We start from the raw sequence: 14,467 nt of genomic DNA on the forward strand, positions 1-14,467 counted from the left end.
GATATACTAATAAACGTATACTTTAGATTAGATCTACCTTATCTAACCCCTGTAAACACTATGTCTTTATCGTTTACAGGGGGTATAGAGGAAATCTATACTTCTAGCCATTACACCTGATGGTTAGGAAACGTATACATTGAAAGCCTTCTCCATTCGTTCATTCACTGCTTCGGATGGTGTAGAGATGGCTGTCTTGGTTGATGACCTGGGCAGCCCACTCTTCCTCCCCAACGTCTACTCGACGTTCAGCTACCGCGATGTCGGTTCCTCTCCTGCAACGATCAAGAAAGTGCTCAGAACACTGGGTATGGCTTACCTGTGGGCCTCTGCCAGAAAGCTTGATCTGCATGCAGCCATCAGTTCCGAAACCTTCCTTTCCATCGAGCAGTGTGAGGATCTAGCCCTCTTCCTTCGCTTGGACAGGGCCTCTCAAGATCGTGAGCTGGCCGTGAGCCTGGAAGAGTTGCCGTCACAGGTTGTTCGGCTTGAGCAGGTGCGAGGGGGATTCCGTCACAAGGCCCTGGAGCTCACTGCATGCTCTGCCGAAGAGGGCGCCTACCGAATCCGCACGGTTGCAGCCTTCCTTGAGTTCCAGCTTGCGAAGATCGAACAAGACCTAGCGCGCCCAGCCCCAGGAGCGTCAAGGCAGAAGGTCGTACACCCCTCCATACGCCGCTTTAAGGCCCTGACCCCGAGGGTGAGCAGCGCAGATGAGAGCGACGTGCTGGAAGGCATGGATGAGGCCACGATGTCGGTGGCGGACGAAATCTTTGACCCCGCCTCGGAGCTCAATCCGTTCAGTACGGACTTCTTCAAGCACCGGAACCATCTGGTGTACCGCATCATGACTGACGCCGGCATCCGTAGAAGTGAGCTGCGCTTCGTGAAGGTTGAGGATGTTAACTACTCCAGAAACCGGGTGCGTGTCCGTGTCTCCAAGACTCAGGCCAGAACCGTTCCGATCTCTAGCGCGACCGCGCTGGCCTTCCACCATTTCGTCCTTGAGCACTGGTCAAAAATCCCCGCCAAGCAGCGTCAGCACGGCTACCTCTTCACCACGGCCCAGGGCGACCACCTCAGCGCAGACACGATCAATCTCATCTTCAGGACAGCCAGGGAGAAGGCCCACGAACTGCCTGATGACTTTGCTCCGCACGCCCTGAGGCGGACGTGGAATGACAGGTACAGCACGAAGGTTGATAAGGCCCCGCCAGAGAAACGCATCCCCAGGGAGCAAGAGGAGCAGATGCGGAACCGCCTGATGGGATGGAAGAAAGACTCCGAGATGAGCGCTCGCTACTCGCGTAGAACCATCAGATTGAAATCTGACCAAATTGCAGAAGAACTAGCCAACGAAATAGCAGCAGGCCGCAAGAAAGATGATGAATAACGAAGTGCTAGTTCAACACATCGAAGCTGCTGCATCCACAGCAAAAACATTGGTTCTGCTGGATGGCAGGATAGTTACTGTAAAGATGGGCGAGTCGTTCCGCACATACAACAGTGACGGCGTAGCAGTGCTACTGTATCTAGACACGCTTAGCCAGGACAATCCTTTCCACCAGTCGCTATTCAAGGTCATATGCGGAACTCTTTCCACACACAGCCTGCAATATAACAGCGTAATTACACGAGCCCTTCATCAGTGGTTTTCTGTAGAAGATTTTGAGCAAGAAAATCTCATTCAGATCAATCACCTCAGCCTATTATCGAGAATACCAAGCTACATAGCCTTTATCATTCCAGCACTAAGACGAATTAAAGACCAAGGCTTAGATGGTATTTCGCCAGAGGTTATTGACTTCCTAGACAATGACCAGAAATGGGAAGAGCGAGGCAATGGTGCCTACTTCACGCTCATTACCAATGACCCGGTAAGTGGCGCATTAACAGATCAAGAGCTGAGCAGTATTCACAGCGAGCTCAACTACGCATACTCCAAGGGATTAGTGAGTCAAGAAGAATATACTCTCGCATGGTTCTTCATCGGCACAGGAGTTCGACCTGTTCAAGTTTCACGAATGGTGATATCCGACGTGCAAATCTCCGAAGGTGCAGAGGGAAAAGAAGTCACCTTACGAATCCCTCTCGCAAAAGGCGAAGGTGGTGGCAAACAAGAATATTGGCTAAGGCGCGCCCCTACCGTTCTCGCTGAGTGCCTGATTAAATACCTCGATAGTCGCAGAGAAAAGTCAAAAGACTCGAAGCTATTCGATGGCGCTCCAGGCTCCATCGGCAAGCGCCTGATGAACACTTTGAATCAGCTGGATACCTATTCAGATCGACTAGAGCAACGCATACCCATTACGCCCTATCGATTCCGCTACACCATGGCCACGCGAGCACTAGCCCATGGCGCCTCCGACTTCGAAGTGGCAAGGCTTCTGACGCACCGGAGCACTAGCTGCATCCAGTTCTATCGTGCCTCCATGCCTCAGCTCCAGAACCCCATCCGCCAGGCTATTGGGAAGGAAATGGAGTTCTTCGCTAGGGCTTTCCAGGGGCGCCTAATCTCGTCCCTGGACGAGTCCACACGTGCTGGTGATGATGAGTCGGTGATTGCCGACTTCCTGCGCCTGACGGGCCAGACAGTGGGGGCTTGCGGCACCCGCGCTGAGTGCTATCAGAACGCACCCATTGCGTGTCTGTACTGCCATCACTTTGAACCCCTGATCGACGCCCCCTGGGAGACTCTGATGGCTTCACTGAAAGCCGATCAGGACATGGAGAAGGATGATCGGATTCGCCAGATCAACCACAACGCCATGTCCGCAATTAACGAAATCATTATCGCCCGCGACTCAATGCACACCAGGACGGACAACATTACCAATGGGTGAGTTAGTTTATTTCGCTGGTAAATCCGAGCTTACAGCCAAGCAAAACCTGATTGAATTCAACAGCCATGCCAAGACCAACTGCCCATTCAGCAATATAATTTGGACAGACAACAGCTGGGATATTTCGACATTTCTGATTGGACGCAACCAAGGGCGCACCAAGAAGATCGCTCACTTCAAATCAATGAGGGATAAGTCGGGCAGCAAATCTACTGTCGATTCTCCCCTTGATATGCCGTTCCTTGATTTCGCCAAAGCCACCTTCAGCGAAATTATGCGCCGGTTTAAGCTCCATGAGTTCCGGCGTTTTCTTTATGCTCTACAAGCTATCGAACAATCATTGCTCAACGCAGGAATAGAACCCTGTGCAACCAAAATAAATGCCAACATATTGGATGACGCCTTGGACATTCTCCGGGCTCGCTTTAAGGATGCCTGGTCTGTGGGCAGGTGCTTGGAGCGCATCGTCACTGAAGTCATCATTCCGGCACGACTGGTTAGCCACAATCTATCGTGGAAATCATCAATACCCTATCAGCAGGTCGTTAGAAATGACCGCCTTGATCCATCGATGCGCGAGGAAAGCACCTCTAAGCTCCCTCACATACAATCGATCCTGGATCTGGCAAAAATCCATCATGAATCGAAAAGCCTGCCTGACAACATCGTCACCGCATTTGTCTCATTGGCAATGTTTGCACCCAGCCGGGCATCGGAATTACTGACACTACCTGTCAATTGCATTACTTCTGCGCAAGGCGATGATAGGGAGATGATGGGGATATCTTGGAGACCTGCAAAAGGGGGCTCTCCAATGACGAAATTCTCCACCTCGGATGCGTCGGAAGAGATTGCAAGAGAGGCCGTGAAATTCTTCACTGAATTGGGTGCCAATGCCCGGATCGCAGCGAAGTGGTATGCAGATAACCCTGGCCAGCTTTACCTGCCTCCAGGCCTTGAGCACCTACGGGGTCAGCCGCTTACCCTTCGTGAGGTCGGCATCATTCTGGGCAGAAAAACACCGATTCCATGCGAATCTGCCAGGAGGCTAGGCCTCAAGTCTTTGGGGCAAAGAACTCGTGACCCAGAGCGCATAAATAAACTAAGCAGAGTGAAAGTAGCTGCCCTCTATAGCTGGGAGTCTCTTGAACAAACTGTTCTGGCAAAGCTCCCGGCAGCATTCCCGATTCTGGATGGGGTATCAGGACTGATGTGGCATGAAGCACTGTTTCTGCTTCCCGAGCATGCGCTGAGACCGGATGTAGATACCTACATGAACGTGCCCTCAACCCTTACCACCAATATGCTGAACAACCAATTGGGCTCCAACCCGGGCGGGGTGACGGTGTTCTCGCGCAACGGCATGACGCACAAAGATGGCAGCCCTATCGCCATTACGACGCACCAGTTCAGGCACCTGCTGAACACCCTGGCTCAGTCCAAGCATCTATCGGAGTCCCTGATCGCCTTCTGGTCAGGCAGGAAGCACATTACCCAGAACGCGTGGTACGACCATCTGCCGCAAGAAGCGTTCATCGAGGCGTACACCAAGCTTGGCGAACACGCCCCGGAATTGAGCGTGCAAGGGCCTATAGCTGACAAGGCTAGGGCCATCGCCGAGAACAACGGCCTAACGCAGAGCCAAGCCCTCAAGATCGAGCTGGGAGCCATCCATAGCACCCGGTACGGCATCTGCCGGCATGACTATGCGCTGACGCCTTGCCCGAAGGACAAAGACTGCACCATGTGCGGAGAGCATGCAGTTGTGAAGGGGGAGCCGAAACATCTGGCCGAGGCGAGATATCAGACGGAGATACATGAGAAGGCCCTCCAGAAGGCCCAGCAAGCCCTGGAGAACGGGGAGCCTGGGGCATCCCGTTGGATCAAACACAACGAAGGTCGCCTGCAACGCTGGAGGCTTGTTCTTGAGCTTCTGACAGACCCTAAGACCCCGGATGGCACGCTCATCACGCTACCGCCGCCCGAGCACTCTCAGTCCAAGACTGGGCTCGCCCAGGCGGTACGCATCGTCAATGTCGTCGACCAATCAGAGGATGAATCTGCTGACGACTTGAACGCCCTACTCGAACTGGAGTTCTTCTAAATGGGTGCTCCTAAACTAACTGACAAAGATATTGAGAAGGCTGTCCTACTGCTTGATGGCTGGGCGGGCAAACTCACCTGGGATCGCTATCTAGCGGTGCTGGCAGTGGAGATAGGCCACACCTATACCAAGGTGGCGATGCTTCGTCAGCCGAGGATCAAAGCAGCCTGGGATCTGGCCAAGGACAGGGTGCATCAGAGCGCCCCTCGCGGCGGCTATGGCAATGTTGCAATGTCCCTCTCAGCAGAGCGGATACGCGAGCTGGAGAGGCGCGTAGAGCGCCTCACGCTTGAAAATAATCAGCTGCTAGAGCAGTTCGTCCGCTGGGCTCACAACGCAACACGTCGCGGCCTATCTCTGGCCGATCTCGACAAACCACTTCCAATCGTAGAAAAAAAAGCCACTAAGTAGCTGTCACGCTATAATCGGCAGGTCTAGTAATAAGAAACATCGCAAGATGTGTCACTACTGACCTGCCGAAACCGTACACGCCCCACAGTCATTCGACTAGTGAAATACTCGCCAGACATTTCGAGGGCATCATAAGCTCCAAATTTAACGGACCTAATATCAAAGGTAGTAGTACCTTTATATTCGCTCCACTCTGGATTTTTGGGAATAGATCTATAGACGTAATAAATCTTATACTGATTAAACTCAAGTGTAGGCGTAGTCTCGATTGTCACGGACTTAGAGGTTTCTGTATGGATATCTATTTGCACCTTCAGCAAAGAGTGCCGAATAATGGCGCGCGCGGGTATCCTAAGAGAGTCCGAAACAATAATCTCCCCCTCCCAAGTCCCATTCAAATCAGGGAAAAGCCCTTTATTGAAACACCTGAGAAAACCCCAAATCATGCGCGCAGGTATATCGGTTGTAAGGCATACAATAAGAGCAAATGATACCCAGCCTGCAACCTTAACAAGCAAAGATATAGAGAACTCAGCTCCCAAGTACGCCTGCATAGCAAGATAAATCAGCAGGCTAACCCCCGTAGTCCCGACTGCCAACCATCTAAAAAGCGACTCAAATCTTATAAGCCTGAACATTACGCCTCAATATCTCTAAAGTCACACAATCTCTTTTTACCAGTATTTTTTGCATAAAGAAGGGCTACATAAGCCTCCCTTAGAGAGGTGCCAACCCCCGCAGAGAAAGTAATCTCTCCCCCTGCAATTTTCTCTATTTGGCTAAATATCCGCCTCATATCCAATTCACATTCTATCGAAGCAGCCACGCCGTCCGCCGCACAAAAGTGAATGACAAAGTTCTCTTTCCGTAGGTACTCGGCAATGCATCTCGTTTTTTCCTGAACCAAATCATTAATACGAACGAGGTCTGTAGTACTGTTGATTAGGTACGCAGAGGTGATTTTATGACCAATGTCATCACCATCAATCGTTAGGTATATCATTTCACTCCTAGACATCCACACCTCTTCGGCGCCATCACCACCCAGTCTGGAGCCCCTCCCGGACGCGCTTAACTCTTGAGGTAAGGATTGCTTTTAAAACCTAGGAGGGGCACTTCAAACTGACGAAGTAAATCATGACAAAGCTCAGAAGAACACCGGGTGCCGCGAAAGAGGTCAGCCACTGGCGGCAGAGAGCGACGCTCCTCGGGTTGTGCTAAGAAAAATGCAGAGTCGGCAGATACGGCGCCTTGCTAGACCCCTCACGCGAGCAACTGACGTGCCTGATCCTGGCACCTCATCAACCACCGAAACGACCGCGCAGATCCGGTTGGTTTCGCAGATTTCATGCAACCACTCTTAAGTTACACTCACGCTTTTGCACGCTTTCCAAGGAGCAGTTGCGTGAACACGGAAAACCATTCCCAGACAGCCGCCTTTCTCTGGTCGATTGCCGACCTGCTGCGCGGTGACTTCAAGCAGTCGCAGTACGGTCGCATCATCCTGCCGTTCACCCTGCTGCGGCGCATGGAGTGTGTGCTGGAGCCGACCAAGGAAGCGGTGATCCGTGAGTCCTATGCGCAGGAAGGCCGGCCTGATCTGGTGCGTGAGCGGCTGTTGCTGCGCGCGGCCGGGCAGCAGTTCTTCAATGCCTCCAAGCTGACCCTCGGCACGCTGTCCGATACCCAGACCGCTGCCGACCTGATGAGCTATGTGCAGTCCTTCAGCAAGGACGCCCGCGAGATCTTCGAGCACTTCCACTTTGAAGACTTCGTGCAGCAGCTCTCTGCCGCCAACCTGCTGTATCAGGTGGTGCAGCGCTTCGCCGCCACCGACCTGAGCCCCGAGCGCATCAGCAACTTCGGCATGGGCATCATCTTCGAAGAGCTGATCCGCAAGTTCGCGGAAAGCTCCAATGAAACCGCCGGGGAGCACTTCACCCCGCGCGATATCGTGCACCTGACCACATCCTTGGTGATCACCGGGCAGGACGACAAGCTCAAGCCCAACAGCATCGTCACTATCTACGACCCGACTGCCGGCACCGGCGGCTTCCTTTCCGAGGGAGACGAGTACATCCAGTCCATCAGCCAGCAGGTCACCGTGTCGCTGCATGGCCAGGAGCTCAACCCCGAGTCCTATGCCATCTGCAAGGCGGACATGCTGATCAAGGGCCAGGACGTCACCAACATCAAGCTGGGCAACACCCTGTCCGACGACCAGCTGGCCGACAGCCGCTTCGACTTCATGCTCAGTAACCCGCCGTTCGGCGTGGAGTGGAAGAAGGTACAAAAACAGATCACCGACGAGCACACCGACAAGGGCTTCAACGGTCGCTTCGGCCCCGGCTTGCCGCGTGTGTCCGATGGCTCGTTGCTGTTCCTGCTGCACCTGGTCAGCAAGATGCGTGACCCGCGTGAAGGTGGCTCGCGCATCGGCATCATCCTCAACGGCTCGCCGCTGTTTACCGGCGGCGCCGGTTCGGGCGAGTCGGAGATTCGCCGCTACCTGCTGCAGAACGACCTGGTCGAAGCCATCATCGCCCTGCCCACCGACATGTTCTACAACACCGGCATCGCCACCTATGTGTGGGTGCTGAGCAACCACAAGGCTGCCGTGCGCCAGGGTAAGGTGCAGCTGATCGACGGCAGCCAGCACTACGCCAAGATGCGCAAATCGCTGGGCAGCAAGCGCCAGTACATTACCGAGGAACAGATCAGTGATCTGGTGCGGCTGTATGGCCGCTTCGAGGAAACGCCGCAAAGCAAGATCTTCCCCGTCGAAGCCTTCGGCTACCGGCGCATCACCGTTGAGCGCCCGCTGCGCCTGAATTTCCAGACCAGTGCCGAGCGCATCGCCAAGGTGCTGGAAGAAAAAGCCATCGAGAAGATGGATGCCCCGGCCCGCCAGCGCCTGATCGAAGCCCTGCAAGCCATGGACGGTAGCGTGCTGCATCGCAACCGCGAGCAGTTCAGCAAGCTGCTGAAGAAGGCGCTCACTGCTCACGACGTATCCCCCAGCACGCCCGAGCTGAAGGCCATCCTCAACGCCCTGAGCGAGCGCGACCCCGAGGCGGATATCTGCATGGTCAAAGGCCAGCCGGAAGCCGATGCCGGCCTGCGCGACAACGAGAACGTGCCGCTGGGCGAGTCGGTGTACGACTACTTCGAGCGCGAAGTGAAACCTCATGTGCCGGATGCCTGGATCGACGAGAGCAAGCGTGATGAACAGGATGGCGAAGTCGGCGTGGTCGGTTTCGAGATTCCCTTCAACCGTCACTTCTATGTGTTCCAGCCGCCGCGCCCGCTGGAAGCCATCGACCGCGACCTGAAAGCCTGCACCGACCGCATCAAGCAAATGATCGAGGGGCTGTCGGCATGACAAATTTGTCGGGAGCAAATTTGAACAACGGCGCAGCCGTTGGCCCGCAGGGCGAGGGCATGGATAGCCCGAGTAATTTTCCGAAGTATCCGGAGTACAAGGATTCCGGTGCGGAATGGCTGGGAGAGATTCCCGGGCACTGGGCTGTGTTCATTGCTAAGCGAATGTTCGGCAATGTTAGAGAGTCGGCCAGCGCAGATGCTGAGCAGCTAGCTGCTACCCAAGCATACGGTGTTATTCCTCAAAAAGATTTCATGGAAAGGAATGACACAAAAGTTGTTTTGGCGCTTTCTGGTACTGAGAATTTCCGAGCCGTAAAGGCTAACGACTTTGTTATTAGCCTCAGATCCTTTCAAGGGGGTATTGAGCATTCAGCATATGATGGGTGTGTTAGTCCAGCATATACCGTTCTCCGGCGAAAAGATGAGAGAAATCTAAATCCTGGCTATCTCAGATATCTACTCAAAGACGCCTCTTACATCTCCGCTTTGCAGTCTGTAACAACTGGGATTAGAGAGGGGAGGACAATTACATATGAGCAGTTCGGCTCTTTATCGATGCCAGTTGCGCCAGTTGCCGAACAAACCCAAATCGCCCGCTTCCTCGACCACGAAACCGCCCGCATCGACGCGCTGATCGAAGAGCAGCAGCGCCTGATCGAACTGCTCAAGGAAAAGCGCCAGGCCGTGATCTCCCAAGCCGTCACCAAAGGCCTCGACCCGACGGTGCCGATGAAAGACTCGGGCGTGGAGTGGCTGGGCGAGGTGCCGGCGCATTGGATTGTTGCAGGTCTAAAATGGTTTTGGTCAGTAACCGACTGCAAGCACATCACTGCTGAGTTCGTGGACGATGGCGTACCGCTCGCAAGCATTCGAGAGGTTCAGTGCCGCTATGTCACTCTCGAAAATGCAAAGCAAACAACGGATGTGTTTTACCGTCAGCTTATCGAGGCAGGACGAAAACCAGTTGCAGGCGATTTGATTTTCAGCCGTAACGCGACGGTTGGCGAAGTGGCGCAGGTTGCTGATTGGCATCCCCCATTTGCCATGGGGCAAGACGTATGTTTGCTTAAGAAGCAATTTGAATGGCTTTCAAGTGATTACTTGCAGGCCGTTTTACGCTCCCCGGTAGTAACAGTTCAGCTTGATAACCTGATGATTGGTTCAACCTTCAAGCGAGTGAACGTTGAGGATATTCGTGGTCTCGTGGTGCCAATGCCACCGGAGAAAGAGCAACAACTAATTGCTGATTACCTCAACAGTGAAACCGGACAATTTGACTCGTTGCTTGCAGAGTGTCAGGGCACGATTGGGCTGCTCCAAGAACGCCGTTCCGCCCTAATCTCCGCCGCCGTCACCGGGAAGATCGACGTACGTGGCTGGCAGCCACCGGCCCACACCCAAGCCCCCGAATCAGCCGTAGCAGAGGCCAACTAAATGGCGGATAGCAAGGAAGCACTCTCCCTGCCGGCCACAAGCCAGCAGATTCAGCTGTTTACCTCGGACGATGGCCAGGCACAGCTGCAGGTGGCGCTGGAGCAGGACACGCTGTGGCTGAGCCAGGCGCAAATGGGCGAGCTGTTCGACACCACGCCTGAAAACGTGCTGATGCACCTGAAAAACATCTTTAACGATGGTGAATTGGCCGAGCCGGCAACCACTAAGGATTTCTTAGTGGTTCGCCAGGAAGGTGCCCGCCAGGTGCGTCGGCGCATCAAGCACTACAGCCTGGATGCCATCATCTCGGTGGGGTATCGCGTCAGTTCCAGGCGGGCGACCCAGTTCCGCCAGTGGGCGACGCGGGTGTTGCAGGCGCATCTGGTCGAGGGCTACACCCTTAACCAGCGCCGTCTGGCGGAGCGCGGTATCGAGTTTGAGCAGGCGGTGAGCCTGTTGTCGCGCACTCTGGCCAACCAGCAACTGGTCAACGAGCAGGGGCGCGCCGTGTTACAGGTGATCGGTGACTATGCTCGCAGCTGGAGCCTGTTGCAGGGCTACGATGAGCAAAGCCTGCAGGAGCAGAACACCCGTCAAACCGACATGCGCGCCCTGGAGCTGGATGATGTGTTGGCGGCCATCGCGCAGTTGAAGGCCACGCTGATGGCCAAGGGCGAGGCGACCGAGCTGTTCGGCCAACTGCGCGGCGATGGCCTGGCCTCAGCCATTGCCAGCATCGAGCAGGGCTTTGGTGATGACTGGTTCTACCCCAACGTGGCCAGCCGCGCGGCGCATCTGCTGTATTTCGTTATCAAGAATCACCCGCTGGCCGATGGCAACAAGCGCAGTGGCTCATTTTTGTTTCTCTGGTATTTGCAACTGAACCAGCACCTGCTGGCGCGGCCGGTGGAGCAGTTGATCAACGACAACACGCTGGTGGCGTTGGCGCTGCTGGTAGCCGAGAGCTTGCCGGAGCAGAAAGAATTGATGGTGCGCCTGGTGGAGCATTTCGTGCTGCTCAGGCCGCTTTAAAGAACAACACGCACATTGCCGAGCAAGGAGCATAGAGCGTTATGGCGGATAGCCGGGAAGCCCAGTTTCAACACGACATCATCACCGCCATGGTCGCCCAGGGCTGGCTCACCGGCCCGGCCAGTGGCTATGACCGGCGCACGGCGCTGTACACCGAAGACTTTCTCGGCTATTTCAAGGAAGCCTGGCCCGAGCGTTGGGACAAGTTCGCCAAGGCCAACCCGAACAACCCGGAAGCGGTGCTGGTGCAAAAACTGGTACGCGAGCTGGAGCAGGACGGCACTCTGGATGTGCTGCGCCATGGCTTCAAGCTGCCGGGGTTGAAGGTCGAGGCGTGCAGTTTCAAGCCCGACCACGGCATGAACCCGGACACCCTCAAGCGCTACCAGTGCAACCGCCTGCGCGTAGTGCCGGAGGTGTCTTATTCACCCCACTATCGCGAGGGCGAGTACAACCCGCGTCTGGATCTGGTGCTGTTCGTCAACGGCATCCCCGTCGCCACGCTGGAGCTGAAAAGCGAGTTCAAGCAGAGCGTGGAAAACGCCAAGCGCCAGTACCGCTACGACCGCCCGGTAAAAGACCCGCTGACGCGCAAGCCTGAGCCCCTGCTGACCTTCAAGCGCGGCGCGTTGGTGCACTTTGCCGTGAGTCAGGACGAGGTGGCGATGACCACCAAACTGGCCGGCAAGGACACCTTCTTTTTGCCGTTCAACCTCGGCAGCCTCGACGGCGGTGCCGGTAACCCGCCGGCGCCGGATGACAGCCAGTACGCCACCGGCTACCTGTGGCAGCGCCTGTTCCAGCCGGATGCCTGGCTCAAGGTGCTGGGCCGCTTCCTGCACCTGCAGAAGAGCGTGAAAGAGGATGCCGATGGTCAGCGCGTCACCAAAGAAACCCTGATTTTCCCGCGCTACCACCAGTGGGAAGTGGTCAACACACTGATCGAGACCACCCGTGCCGAAGGACCGGGCAAGCGTTACCTGATCCAGCACAGCGCAGGCTCCGGCAAGTCCAACTCGATTGCCTGGACGGCGCATCAGCTGGCCTCGCTTTACGATACCGAGGGCCAGCGCCTGTTCAACTCGGTGATCGTGATTACCGACCGCACCGTGCTGGACAAACAGCTGCAGGACACCATCTACCAGTTCGAGCACGCCCAGGGCGTGGTCAAGTGCATCACCCGTGATATCGGCAACCAGAGCAAATCCGAGCAACTGGCCGAAGCGCTGGCCGAGCAGACGCGCATCATCATCGTCACCATCCAGACCTTCCCGGCGCTGTTCGATGCGCTGGACAAGTATCCCAAGCTGGCCAGCGGCCGCTATGCGGTGATCGCCGACGAGGCGCATTCCTCGCAGACCGGCTCATCGGCCAGCAAGCTCAAGCAGATCCTTGGTAGCGATGCGCCTGACGCCGAGGAGATCAGCGCCGAAGAGCTGCTGGACGCCGCCGTGGCCGCCCGCGCGCCCAACGAGCGCATCAGCTACTACGCCTTTACCGCCACGCCCAAGGCCAAGACCCTGGAGCTGTTCGGTCGCCCGGCCAACCCGGATTTACCGCCCAGTGCCGACAATAAGCCCGAAGCGTTCCACCTGTATTCCATGCGTCAGGCCATTGAGGAGGGGTTCATCCTCGATGTGCTGCAGAACTACACCACCTACAGCACCGCCTGGAAGATCGCCCACCCGGATGGCGACGATGATGAGGTGGACTCGAAAAAGGCGCGCATGAAGCTGGCGCGCTGGGTGCGCCTGCATCCGTACAACATCAGTCAGAAGGTGGAGGTGATCGTCGAGCACTTCCGCGCCAATATCCGCCACCTGCTGGGCGGCCAGGCCAAGGCCATGGTGGTCACCAGCAGCCGGCAGGAAGCGGTGCGTTACCAGTTGGCGGTGCATGCCTACGTGAAGGAAATGGGCTACACCGATGTGCACCCGCTGGTCGCGTTCTCGGGCAATGTGCTGCCGGATGAGGTGATTCCCGAAGAGGTGACGGAAAGCAGCAGCCTGCTCAACCCCGGCCTGAACGGGCGTGACCTGGCGGAAGCCTTCGACACCCAGGACTTCAACGTGATGATCGCCGCCAACAAGTACCAGACAGGCTTCGACCAGCCCAAGCTGTGCGCCATGTACGTGGACAAGAAGCTGCAGGGCGTGGACTGCGTGCAAACCCTGTCGCGCCTGAACCGCACCTTTGGCGACAGCAAGCCGACCTTTATCCTCGACTTCTTCAATGATCCTCAGGACATTCTCGACGCCTTTCTGCCGTACTACACCAAGGCCGAGCTGACCGACGTGACCGACCCGCAGCTCATCTATGACCTGCAAAAGACGCTGGATGCTGAGGGTATTTATCACTGGGAAGAAGTGACGGCGTTCGCACTGGCCTTCTTTGACCCCAAGGCGGCTGCCAGCAAGCTCAGCTACTACTGTGCACCGGCCAAAGAGCGCTTTGCCAAGCGTTACAAGCTGGCCCAGGAATCACGCCAGCATGCGCTGGACTTTAAGCGTACCGCCGAGCGTAGCGGCGACAGCGTGGGCTTGAAGAAGGCCGAGGCGGCAATCAAAGAAGCCGGCGAGCAGATTGATCAACTCGATCTGTTCCGCAAGAACCTGCAGAGCTTCGTGCGCTTGTACGAATTCCTCTCGCAGATCATTCCCTATGAGGATCGCGAGCTGGAGCAACTGTGCGTGTACGCCAAGCACCTGCACCCGCTGCTGCGCGTGGATCGCCTCGATCAGGAAGACGTGGACGTGGGCGAACTGCAACTGACCCACTACCGCCTGACCAAGCGCGCCGAGCACCAACTGCGCCTGAGCGAAGAGCAAGGCGACTACGGCCTCGAACCGGCCACGGGACTGGGCAGCGGCAAGCCCCACGACCCGGAGAAGAAACGGCTGTCGGAAATCATCGAGGCGCTGAACGATATCTTCGGTGCCGAAGTGAGCGATGAAGACCAGCTGCAATTCCTCACTGGCATCGCCAACCGCATCAGCCGCCAGGAAGATGTGATGGCTCAGGTGAACAACCACTCGGTGGAGCAAGTGATGCACGGCCTGTTCCCCAAGCGCGTACTCGACACCGTGCTGGACGCCATGACCGACCACGAAAAGATGTCGCTGGAAGTGCTGGATAACGAGACCAAGAGCCGGGCGTTTGCGTTGGTGATTTTGAAGATGCTGACGGGGGCTGGAGGTTTGGGGCAAGGTAACAGCGGCGCTGCTGTCTGACCTTCTTGAGCGCTGGTATTACTTGCTCT

Annotated in this window: 10 protein-coding genes; 8 read left to right on the top strand and 2 right to left on the bottom strand. The window is 56.0% G+C overall.

Features of this window, described 5'->3' with window-relative positions:
- Nucleotides 1–187: 187 nt before the first annotated feature.
- From J5X93_RS20135 to J5X93_RS20150, 4 genes are read left to right on the top strand one after another with little or no spacing between them, the layout of a single operon-like run.
- Complete coding sequence (locus J5X93_RS20135) at nucleotides 188–1,393, top strand: tyrosine-type recombinase/integrase (RefSeq protein WP_048512755.1); 1,206 nt, start codon at nucleotides 188–190, stop codon at nucleotides 1,391–1,393.
- Nucleotides 1,386–2,843, top strand: coding sequence for a site-specific integrase (locus tag J5X93_RS20140; protein ID WP_048512756.1), 1,458 nt, complete (start codon nucleotides 1,386–1,388; stop codon nucleotides 2,841–2,843). The genes J5X93_RS20135 and J5X93_RS20140 overlap by 8 nt, the downstream gene beginning before the upstream one ends.
- The gene (locus J5X93_RS20145) at nucleotides 2,836–4,947 is read left to right on the top strand and encodes a hypothetical protein (RefSeq protein ID WP_042928682.1); all 2,112 of its coding nucleotides are present in this window, start codon (nucleotides 2,836–2,838) and stop codon (nucleotides 4,945–4,947) included. Before J5X93_RS20140 ends, J5X93_RS20145 begins: the two co-directional genes overlap by 8 nt.
- Nucleotides 4,948–5,358, top strand: a complete 411-nt coding sequence (locus J5X93_RS20150) for a hypothetical protein (protein ID WP_019396225.1) — start codon at nucleotides 4,948–4,950, stop codon at nucleotides 5,356–5,358. It begins immediately after the preceding gene.
- Nucleotides 5,359–5,381: 23 nt separating this feature from the next.
- Here J5X93_RS20150 and J5X93_RS20155 read toward each other — a convergent pair whose 3' ends face one another.
- Both J5X93_RS20155 and J5X93_RS20160 read right to left on the bottom strand, forming a co-directional pair.
- The gene (locus J5X93_RS20155; protein ID WP_042922284.1) at nucleotides 5,382–5,996 is read right to left on the bottom strand and encodes a Cap15 family cyclic dinucleotide receptor domain-containing protein; all 615 of its coding nucleotides are present in this window, start codon (nucleotides 5,994–5,996) and stop codon (nucleotides 5,382–5,384) included.
- Nucleotides 5,996–6,361 (bottom strand): mCpol domain-containing protein, encoded by a 366-nt coding sequence (locus tag J5X93_RS20160; RefSeq protein ID WP_048512577.1) that lies wholly within the window; start codon nucleotides 6,359–6,361, stop codon nucleotides 5,996–5,998. The genes J5X93_RS20155 and J5X93_RS20160 overlap by 1 nt, the downstream gene beginning before the upstream one ends.
- A 402-nt stretch (nucleotides 6,362–6,763) precedes the next feature.
- Here J5X93_RS20160 and J5X93_RS20165 point away from each other — a divergent pair, with 402 nt between their 5' ends.
- Genes J5X93_RS20165 through J5X93_RS20180 form a run of 4 tightly spaced genes read left to right on the top strand, consistent with a single transcriptional unit; the run spans nucleotide 6,764 to nucleotide 14,438 of the window.
- The gene (locus tag J5X93_RS20165; protein ID WP_147811607.1) at nucleotides 6,764–8,740 is read left to right on the top strand and encodes a type I restriction-modification system subunit M; all 1,977 of its coding nucleotides are present in this window, start codon (nucleotides 6,764–6,766) and stop codon (nucleotides 8,738–8,740) included.
- Nucleotides 8,737–10,176, top strand: a complete 1,440-nt coding sequence (locus J5X93_RS20170; RefSeq protein WP_250033942.1) for a restriction endonuclease subunit S — start codon at nucleotides 8,737–8,739, stop codon at nucleotides 10,174–10,176. The genes J5X93_RS20165 and J5X93_RS20170 overlap by 4 nt, the downstream gene beginning before the upstream one ends.
- Nucleotides 10,177–11,208, top strand: a complete 1,032-nt coding sequence (locus J5X93_RS20175; RefSeq protein WP_147811606.1) for a virulence RhuM family protein/type II toxin-antitoxin system death-on-curing family toxin — start codon at nucleotides 10,177–10,179, stop codon at nucleotides 11,206–11,208. It abuts the gene before it with no gap.
- Between the two features lie 41 nt (nucleotides 11,209–11,249).
- On the top strand, nucleotides 11,250–14,438 hold the full coding sequence (locus J5X93_RS20180; RefSeq protein ID WP_250033945.1) for a type I restriction endonuclease subunit R: 3,189 nt from the start codon (nucleotides 11,250–11,252) through the stop codon (nucleotides 14,436–14,438).
- The last annotated feature ends 29 nt before the right edge of the window (nucleotides 14,439–14,467 follow it).

Source organism: Pseudomonas sp. BYT-1, from assembly GCF_023611805.1.
Taxonomy (GTDB): Bacteria; Pseudomonadota; Gammaproteobacteria; order Pseudomonadales; family Pseudomonadaceae; genus Aquipseudomonas; species Aquipseudomonas guariconensis.